Source organism: Serratia sp. PGPR-27 (assembly GCF_022678525.1).
Taxonomy (GTDB): Bacteria; Pseudomonadota; Gammaproteobacteria; order Enterobacterales; family Enterobacteriaceae; genus Serratia; species Serratia nematodiphila.
In genome coordinates this window covers 1-3,683 of record NZ_JALBYS010000074.1, presented here as the reverse complement: position 1 = coordinate 3,683, position 3,683 = coordinate 1, and the positions used below count along the sequence as shown (strand labels likewise).

The 3,683-nt window shown below is 60.0% G+C and carries 5 protein-coding genes; 3 read left to right on the top strand and 2 right to left on the bottom strand.

Annotated features, from left to right (window positions below; all coding sequences use genetic code 11):
* The 3 genes from MMS95_RS24010 to MMS95_RS24000 all read left to right on the top strand — a co-directional run.
* Positions 1 to 815, top strand: an 815-nt coding sequence (locus MMS95_RS24010; protein WP_242142426.1) for a phosphoenolpyruvate carboxykinase (ATP), incomplete at its 5' end; no start/stop codon positions are given.
* Positions 816 to 941: 126 nt separating this feature from the next.
* Positions 942 to 1,205 (top strand): plasmid stability protein, encoded by a 264-nt coding sequence (locus MMS95_RS24005; RefSeq protein WP_004930730.1) that lies wholly within the window; start codon positions 942 to 944, stop codon positions 1,203 to 1,205.
* Positions 1,202 to 1,681, top strand: a complete 480-nt coding sequence (locus MMS95_RS24000) for a type II toxin-antitoxin system VapC family toxin (protein ID WP_004930733.1) — start codon at positions 1,202 to 1,204, stop codon at positions 1,679 to 1,681. The genes MMS95_RS24005 and MMS95_RS24000 overlap by 4 nt, the downstream gene beginning before the upstream one ends.
* A 32-nt stretch (positions 1,682 to 1,713) precedes the next feature.
* Here the strand turns inward: MMS95_RS24000 and envZ are convergent, their stop codons facing one another.
* Both envZ and ompR read right to left on the bottom strand, forming a co-directional pair.
* Complete coding sequence (envZ, locus tag MMS95_RS23995; protein ID WP_015379311.1) at positions 1,714 to 3,084, bottom strand: two-component system sensor histidine kinase EnvZ; 1,371 nt, start codon at positions 3,082 to 3,084, stop codon at positions 1,714 to 1,716.
* A partial coding sequence (gene ompR, locus MMS95_RS23990; RefSeq protein ID WP_001498605.1) for a two-component system response regulator OmpR occupies positions 3,081 to 3,683 on the bottom strand: 603 nt, incomplete at its 5' end. The genes envZ and ompR, both read right to left, overlap by 4 nt.

Below are 3,683 nucleotides of genomic sequence, written 5' to 3'. Positions count from 1 at the left end.
AGCACGGCTGGGACGACGACGGCGTGTTCAACTTCGAAGGCGGCTGCTACGCCAAGACCATCAAGCTGTCTGAAGAAGCCGAGCCGGACATCTACCACGCCATCAAACGCGATGCGCTGCTGGAAAACGTCACCGTGCTGGCCGACGGCAGCATCGACTTCAATGACGGTTCGAAAACCGAAAACACCCGCGTTTCTTACCCGATCTATCATATCCAGAACATCGTCAAGCCGGTGTCCAAGGCGGGTCACGCCACCAAGGTGATCTTCCTGACCGCCGACGCTTTCGGCGTGCTGCCGCCGGTATCGCGTCTGACCGCCAACCAGACTCAGTACCACTTCCTGTCCGGCTTCACCGCCAAACTGGCCGGCACCGAGCGCGGCGTAACCGAACCGACGCCAACCTTCTCCGCCTGCTTCGGCGCCGCGTTCCTGTCGCTGCACCCGACGCAGTACGCCGAAGTGCTGGTGAAACGCATGCAGGCCGCCGGCGCCCAGGCTTACCTGGTCAACACCGGCTGGAACGGCACCGGCAAACGCATCTCGATCAAAGATACGCGCGGCATCATCGACGCCATCCTGAGCGGTGAGATCGACAAGGCGGAAACCGTCACTCTGCCGATCTTCGATCTGGCGATGCCGACCGCGCTGCCGGGCGTGAATCCGGAGATCCTCGATCCGCGCAATACCTACGCCAGCCTCGAGCAGTGGCAGGAAAAAGCGCAGGATCTGGCCGAGCGCTTCATCACCAACTTCGACAAATACACCGATACGCCTGCAGGCGCCGCGCTGGTCAGCGCTGGCCCGAAGCTGTAATTCGGTAGCATTACCTCTTCAGCTAAGGCGCGGATCCCGCGCCTTTTTTTATTTTTATCGATTGCTTTTTAATCGGCAAGACGAGAAAATAAGTCAATGCAATCATTGATAGCAAAGGAGGTTTAAATGGCGACTATCACCGTCAGAAATCTGGACGACGAAATCAAAGAGCTGCTGCGTATCTCAGCGGCGAAAAACGGCCACTCCATGGAAGAGGAAGCGCGCATGATCCTGAAACAGGCGCTGGTGAAAAAGCCGCCGCGCTATGGATTGGGTACCTGGATGCATCAGCACTTCGCCGAATTCGGCGGCGTTGAGCTGGAGATCCCACCGCGTGACGCCGTGCCGCCACGCATCGTCACCTTTGATGATGAAGATGACAACGCATGATCATTATCGACACCAACGTCATTTCAGAAACGCTGCGTCCCAGCCCGTACTACAACGTCATTAACTGGTTAAATGAAAAGGACAATGACGAGCTCTATCTCAGCGCCATTGTCCTCGCCGAACTGTTCAGCGGCGTGGCCTGCATGCCTGACGGCAAGCGCCAGCGGGATCTCAAGCTGAAATTGGCGGACGCCATTGAATTGAAGTTCGAGGGGCAGATATTACCGTTTGATGGGCTGTGCGCGATGCAATACGCGGAATTGACGGCAAGGAATCGGCTGCTGGGTAAAGCGATGAGCATGCCGGATACCCAAATCGCCGCCACCTGCCTGCATTACGGCGCCGCCCTGGCCACCCGCAATACTAAAGACTTCCTCCACTGCGGCATCGAGTTAATCGATCCGTGGCAGGCGCCGACCGGCCGTCGGTTGCATGAAGATGCGGCGGAATACTACGTGATGAGCAGAAAGTCCTGACGGGGCCGCAGCGGCGCGGCCCACACCAGAGGTCAGGCGTTTTCCCTGGCCGTTTGATGGCCGTTGGTCGACTCTTTTTTCTCCATCGGCAACGGAATATACGCGCGGATCAACAGCCCGCCGCGCTCGCTGGTGCCGATATCCAGTTCGCCGTCATGCGCGTCGATAATGCGCTGCACGATCGCCAGCCCCAGACCGGTGCCGCTGGTGCTGCGCGCGCTGTCTCCGCGTACGAACGGCTGCAACAGGTGCTTCAACTCTTCCGGCTTGATGCCCGGCCCGTCATCTTCCACCTGGAACCAGCCGCGCTGCAGCTCACGGCCGCTGCTGACCTTGATCCAGCCGTTGCCGTAACGCGCCGCGTTCACCACCATATTCACCGCCGCCCGCTTAATCGACAGCGGATGCACATTCATCATCAGCTCGCCCGGCGACAGCGCGGTTTCAATCACCCGCTCATAGCCGCTCTCGGCCGCGACCACTTCGCCTAAAATGGCGTTCAGATCGCTGCTTTCGGTCGGCATTTCCTGCCCGGTGCGCAGATAATCGATGAACTGCTCGATGATGGCGTTGCACTCTTCGATGTCTTTATTGATCGACTCAGCCAGATAGCCGTCTTCGGCGCTCATCATCTCCGTCGCCAGCCGGATGCGCGTCAACGGCGTGCGCAGGTCGTGGCTGACCCCGGCCATCAGCAACGTGCGGTCATCCGCCAGCTGTTTGACGCCCGACGCCATCTGATTGAATGCGCGAGTCACCGACCGCACTTCGGAAGCGCCATACTCGCGCAGCGGCGGCGGAATAATGCCCTTGCCCACCTGCAGCGCCGCATGTTCCAGCTCCACCAGCGGGCGGTTTTGAATACGAATAAACAGCCAGGCGCCGCCGATCGCCAGCAGCATGATCGCCAGCGTATAGCGGAACAGCGGCGAGAAGTCGCCCTGGTGGATTTCCGTCAGCGGCACGCGCACCCAGATATCGGGCTGCAGCCAGGTTTTCAGCCACACCACCGGGGAGTTCTTGTTCACCTCCACCCGCACATCGGTTGGCCCGCCGAGCTGCTGCGCCATCTGCTGGCTGAGGAACTGGTAGTGCTGCGCCCAGCGCAGGCCGCTCTCCTCCGCCGCCGAGTTGGTGTAGAGAGAGATGCCCAGTTCGCGGTAAATCTCACGGCGGAACGCCGGCGGCACTTCCAGCAACGTGCCGTCCTCCAGCTGCAGCCGATCGGTCATCAGCATACGCACTTCGTAGGCCAATACCTTGTTGAACTGCTGCAGGCTGGGTAGGATGGCGAAGTTCAGCACCACCAGATAGGTCGTCACCAGGCTGACAAACAGCAAGGTGACGATCAACAACAGAGTTCGGGCAAATGAGCTACGCGGTGAAAAGCGCAATCGCCTCATGCCTTACTGCCGTCCGGGACGAAGACGTAGCCGAGACCCCACACGGTCTGGATATAACGCGGATGCGCCGGATCTTCTTCAACCATACGGCGCAGACGAGAGATCTGCACGTCGATGGAGCGTTCCATGGCGCTGTATTCGCGGCCACGCGCCAGGTTCATCAGCTTATCGCGCGACAGCGGTTCACGCGGGTGGCTGACCAGCGCCTTCAGTACCGCGAACTCGCCGCTGGTCAACGGCATCGGCTCGTCTTCGCGGAACATCTCGCGGGTGCCGAGGTTCAGTTTGAATTTGCCGAACGCGATCACCGCCTCTTCCTGCGAAGGCGCGCCCGGCAGTTCGTTCGCCTGACGGCGCAGCACCGCGCGGATACGAGCCAACAGCTCACGCGGGTTGAACGGTTTAGGAATGTAGTCGTCGGCGCCGATTTCCAGCCCCACGATGCGATCGACCTCTTCGCCTTTGGCGGTGACCATAATGATTGGCATCGGGTTGCTCTGGCTGCGCAGGCGGCGGCAGATGGACAGGCCGTCTTCACCCGGCAACATCAGATCGAGCACCATCAAATGGAAGGATTCACGAGTCAGCAAGCGATCCAT